The sequence below is a fragment of the Dietzia aerolata genome, assembly GCF_014144865.1.
Lineage (GTDB): Bacteria > Actinomycetota > Actinomycetes > Mycobacteriales > Mycobacteriaceae > Dietzia > Dietzia aerolata.
Genome location: NZ_JAALDM010000077.1, coordinates 1 through 4,882, shown reverse-complemented (window position 1 = coordinate 4,882; position 4,882 = coordinate 1). Strand labels below are relative to the sequence as shown.

4 protein-coding genes are annotated in these 4,882 nt (G+C 68.6%); 2 read left to right on the top strand and 2 right to left on the bottom strand.

Annotated features, from left to right (window positions below; translation table 11 throughout):
- The first annotated feature begins 172 nt into the window (after positions 1–172).
- Entirely contained in the window at positions 173–1,000 is an 828-nt protein-coding gene (gene trhA, locus G6016_RS05655) for a PAQR family membrane homeostasis protein TrhA (protein ID WP_338403534.1), read from the top strand.
- 133 nt (positions 1,001–1,133) lie between these two features.
- On the opposite strand, the gene G6016_RS05650 is transcribed toward trhA, so the two are convergent.
- Complete coding sequence (locus G6016_RS05650; RefSeq protein WP_182631711.1) at positions 1,134–2,240, bottom strand: nitronate monooxygenase; 1,107 nt, start codon at positions 2,238–2,240, stop codon at positions 1,134–1,136.
- 2 nt (positions 2,241–2,242) lie between these two features.
- Complete coding sequence (locus G6016_RS05645; RefSeq protein ID WP_182631710.1) at positions 2,243–3,880, bottom strand: acyl-CoA synthetase; 1,638 nt, start codon at positions 3,878–3,880, stop codon at positions 2,243–2,245.
- Positions 3,881–3,960: 80 nt separating this feature from the next.
- Between G6016_RS05645 and G6016_RS05640 the strand changes: the two genes are divergently transcribed.
- Positions 3,961–4,767, top strand: a complete 807-nt coding sequence (locus tag G6016_RS05640; protein WP_182631709.1) for a crotonase/enoyl-CoA hydratase family protein — start codon at positions 3,961–3,963, stop codon at positions 4,765–4,767.
- The last annotated feature ends 115 nt before the right edge of the window (positions 4,768–4,882 follow it).

Below are 4,882 nucleotides of genomic sequence, written 5' to 3'. Positions count from 1 at the left end.
AGATGGTGCATAACCACGCCTGGCGGGAACGGAACTGAAGCGCAAGCGCAGAAGGGATGCACAACCCACCGGGAAAAATGGACACGAGGGATGCGCAACTACGAAACGGATTCACAAGCGTGCGCAAGACTGGATGCCAAACCGGAAACCGGGGCGCGAGTAGGTTCAGTGTGTGGACCCCCGACTGAACGCTGACCAGAGACCCGACGACACCTCCGATTTCGCCACCAAGTGCGGCACGACCGGCCAGGGCGTGGCAGCCGGCGAGGGAGCCGCACCCGGCGATCGCGTGGCAGCCTTCAGCGACGCCGGGCCGGCGAATGAGGTGGAGGAGGTGGAGGAGGACGACGACTTCGGAGTCTCTGCCATTCCGGCCAAACCGCTGCTGCGCGGCTGGATCCACCTGGGCACTCTGCCTGTGGCGATCGCGCTCGGCGTGCTGCTCACCGCACTCGCCGAGGGGCCCGCGCTGACGGTGGCGTGTGGGGTGTTCCTGGCGACGTCGTCTTTGCTGTTCGGGATCTCGGCGCTGTATCACCGCGGAGAATGGTCTCCGCAGACAACAGCCCTGATGCGGCGGTTGGACCACTCGAACATTTTCCTGCTGATCGCCGGGACGTACACGCCCATGACGGTGGCGGCACTCGAGCCACCGGCCAGTACGATCCTGCTGGTCGTCGTGTGGACCGGCGCGCTGCTGGGGATCCTCTTCAGACTGTTCTGGCTGTCGGCGCCGCGGTGGCTGTACGTGGTGCTGTACATCGTCCTGGGCTGGACGGCCGTGTGGTTCGCGGGCGATCTCATCGGTGTGAACGTGGTCGCGGTGGGCCTCGTGCTCGCCGGCGGTCTCGCCTACACCGGAGGCGCAGTGGTCTACGGCCTCAAACGGCCCGATCCGGTCCCCGGCGTATACGGCTTCCACGAGGTGTTCCACACGTGCACGGTGGTGGCGTTCGCCTGCCACTGGGCCGCGATGCTGTTGTTCGTCCTCGGCAGCTGAACCGCAACGCCTCGCACCACCCCGACCCGGTTGTCCGGGGACTCGGATAGCTGCCTCCACAACGCCGGAATCCGCTGCCCCGAGCGGGGTGCAGCGGATTCCGGAGGAGGCAGCCCGGCCAGCGCCGGCCAGGTCAGCCGAGGGAGGCCCGCAGCCGCTCGACGGCCGCCTCGTACTCGGCCACGATCTGCGCCATCGTCTCGGCCACGGGCACGACGCCCTCGAGCGATCCGATGATCTGCCCGGCCGGCATGGCCACGACCTCGGGGTCCTGGGCGGCGGAGATGCGCTGGTGCGCCTCGGCGACGAGCAGATTCTGCAGCGGCATCGGCAGCGGTTCGGGTGCGTCGTCTGCGGCCCAGGCGTCGGTCCACTTGCTCTTGAGCAGGCGGGCGGGCTTGCCGGAGTAGATGCGGGAGCGGACGGTGTCGCGGCTGGTGGCGGCGAGCAGCGCCTTCTGCATGGCCTTGGAGCCACCGTCTTCGGCGTACTCGGCGGCGGTGAGCCAGCGCGAGCCCATCCATGCGCCCTGGGCGCCCATGCCCACCACGGCCGCGACCTGGGTGCCGTCGCCGAGTCCGCCGGCGGCAAGCACGGGCGCCCGGCCGTCGAGCGCGCGGATGATCTCGGGCACGAGGACCATGGTGGCCACCTCGCCGGTGTGACCGCCGGCCTCGCCACCCTGGGCGATCACGATGTCGACCCCGTTCTCCACGTGGGCCAGCGCGTGCTTGGTGCTGCCGGCCAGAGCGGCGACCTTGAGTCCGGCGTCGTGGGACTGCTTGATCACGTCGACCGGCGGGGAGCCGAGGGCGTTGGCGATCAGCACGGGCCGGTGCTTCAGGGCCACGTCGACGTGCGACTGCGCGACCGAGTGGAGCCATCCGAGGACTCCGGCGTTCTCCGCGGCGTCGTCGCCGAGCGGCGGGACTCCCAGGTCGTCGAGGACGCGGTTGACGAACCCCTTGTGCTCCTCGGGGATCATGGCGCCCAGGTCGACGGAGCTGCCCTCGGTGGGCACCTTGTTGGGCATCACCACGTCGACGCCGTACGGCTTGCCGTCGGTGTTCTCGTCCATCCAGGTCAGGACCTCGTCGAGCTCGGCGGGGTCGTTGTAGCGGACGGCGCCGAGAACGCCCATGCCGCCAGCGCGGGTGACGGCGGCGGCGACGGCCTTGGACGGGGTGAAGGCGAAGATCGGGTGCTCGATCCCGAACTCTTCGGCGAGGGAGGTCTTGATGCTCACTTGGTTATCTCCTGGCTGTCTGCGGCGGGGCGGGACGCGGCGATCTCCGCGGCCCAGCGGTAGTCGGGCTTGCCTGCGGGGTTCCGCTTGACGGTGGGTTCGACCCACAGTGCGCGGGGGCACTTGTAGCGGGCGATCTCCTTGCGGGCGTACTCGTTGAGCTCCTCGATCGGCGGGCAGGTGCCGTCGCGGGTCTGGAGGACGGCGGCCACCTGCTGGCCCATACGTTCGTGCGGCACTCCGATCACCAGGGCGTCGTAGACGTCGGGGTGGGTCTTGAGCGCGGCCTCGACCTCTTCGGGGTGGACCTTCTCGCCGCCGGTGTTGATGGACGCCGAGCCGCGGCCGAGCATGGTGACGGTGCCGTCTTCTTCGACGCGGGCGTCGTCGCCGGGGATCGCGTAGCGCTTGCCGTTGTAGGTACGGAAGGTCTCGGCGGTTTTGGCCTCGTCCTTGTAGTAGCCGAGCGGGATGTGCCCGGTTCGTGCCACCTTGCCGATGACTCCGGATCCGGGCTTGACCTCGTTGCCGTCGTCGTCCAACACGGTGGTCTCACCGTCGATCATCACGCGGGGCCCACCGGTGTGGGTCTTGCCCTTCTCGGCGGTGGAGAGGCCGGAGAATCCTGTCTCGGAGGAGCCGATCGCGTCGGAGAGCATGAGGTTGGGGAACGCCTCGATGAACTGGTCCTTGACCGAGGGCGAGAGTAGTGCCGCGGACGAGCCGATGTAAAGCAGGCTCGAGGCGTCGTACTTCTCCGGGTCCCAGGCCTCGATCATGGGGCGGGCCATGGCGTCGCCGGTGATGAACATGAGGTTGACCTTGCGGTCGGTGACGGTCTGCCAGACGGACTCGGGGTCGAACTCGGGGATGAGCACGCTGGTGTGGCCGGCGAACAGCGCCATGAAGATGGCCCACTGGGCGCCGCCGTGGATGAGTGGTGGGAGGGCGGCGCGGACCAGGACGCCGCCGTCGACGGCCTTGTTGGCCAGTTCCCATTCGTCGGCGACCTTCTCGCCGGTGAGGAAGTCGATTCCGCCGCCGAGGACCATGAACACGTCTTCTTGCCGCCAGACGACGCCCTTGGGGGCGCCGGTGGTGCCGCCGGTGTAGAGCATGTACGTGTCGTCGTTCGAGCGCTCGCCGAAGTCGCGTTCGGGCGACTGGGCGGCGAGTGCGTCCTCGTAGTGGGTGACGGTGACGCCGGCGGGGACCTGCGGGTCGGGGGCGTCGGTGCCGTCCTCGACCACCACGACGTGGGTGACGCCCGGGGTCTGGGGGAGGGCTTCGGCGAGGGTGGCGGTGTAGCGACGTTCGACGACAACGACGACGCTGTCCGAGTTGTTCAGGAGATACTCGAGTTCGGCCGCGACGTAACGGAAGTTCACGTTGATCATGACGGCGCGGATCTTGAAGATCGCGACCATCGTCTCGACGGCCTCGATCGTGTTGCGGCTGTAGAGCGCGACCTTCCCCTCGGGCTGCACGCCGACGGACTGGAGGTGGTGGGCGAGCCGGTTCGCGCGCTCCTCCAGTTCGCGGAAAGTCAGGACGCGGTCGCCCTGGACCAGGACTTCGCGGTCCGGCACCCGGTCCACGCTGTGCTCGACAAGATCTCCGATGGTGTAAGCCATGCCCCTAAACTAGAACGTGTTACCGTCCTGTGGGGCGGGTTACATCGATCCCGTCATAAAGAGATCTTTCTGGAGGCCCGATGTCCAGCGCCGTCACACCCGAGGACCAGCACCTGCTCACCGAGCGCCGCGGCCACGTCCTGATCGTCACCATGAACAGGCCCGAGGCCCGCAACGCCCTGTCGGGCCCGATGATGCGCGGCATGGAGGCCGCCTGGGATCTCGTGGATTCGGATCCGGAGATCCGCGCGTGCATTCTCACCGGTGCGGGCGGTTTCTTCTGTGCGGGTGCCGATCTCAAGGCCATGAACAACGACGCCCCGGGCGACAAGTTCGCGGGCGGCGGATGGGATCTGACCAAGCTCCCCGCCCTGCTCAAGGGCCGTCGTCTCACCAAGCCGCTCATCGCGGCGGTGGAGGGCCCGGCGATCGCCGGTGGGACGGAGATCCTGCAGGGTACCGATATTCGCGTGGCTGGGCGATCGGCGAAGTTCGGCGTCTCGGAGGCACGCTGGGGCCTGTACCCGTTGGGCGGTTCGGCGGTGCGGCTCGTGCGTCAGATTCCGTACACGGTCGCGATGGAGGTCCTCATGACGGGCCGTCACCTCACTGCCGAGGAGGCCGAGCGTTTCGGGCTGATCGGCCACGTGGTGGAGGACGGCGCCGCGCTGGACAAGGCGCTCGAGATCGCCGAGTCGATCGCCGCCAACGGACCGCTCGCGGTGCAGGGGATGATCGAGACGATCCGCCGCACCGAGGGCATGCACGAGGAGGAGGCGTTCAAGGTGGACGCCGAGGTGGGCGGTCGCGTGTTCGCCTCCGCTGATGCCAAGGAGGGCCCGCGCGCCTTCGCCGAGAAGCGCAAGCCGGAGTTCCGCGGCCAGTAACCCCACGCCCGAGCCCCCACCGGGCACCCGCGCCCAGCCCACCGGGCATCCGCGCGCGCCGATGCCAGCAGAGCGCGCGGTCCCGAGCACAGCCTCGGAGCGCAGCCCCGCGCCA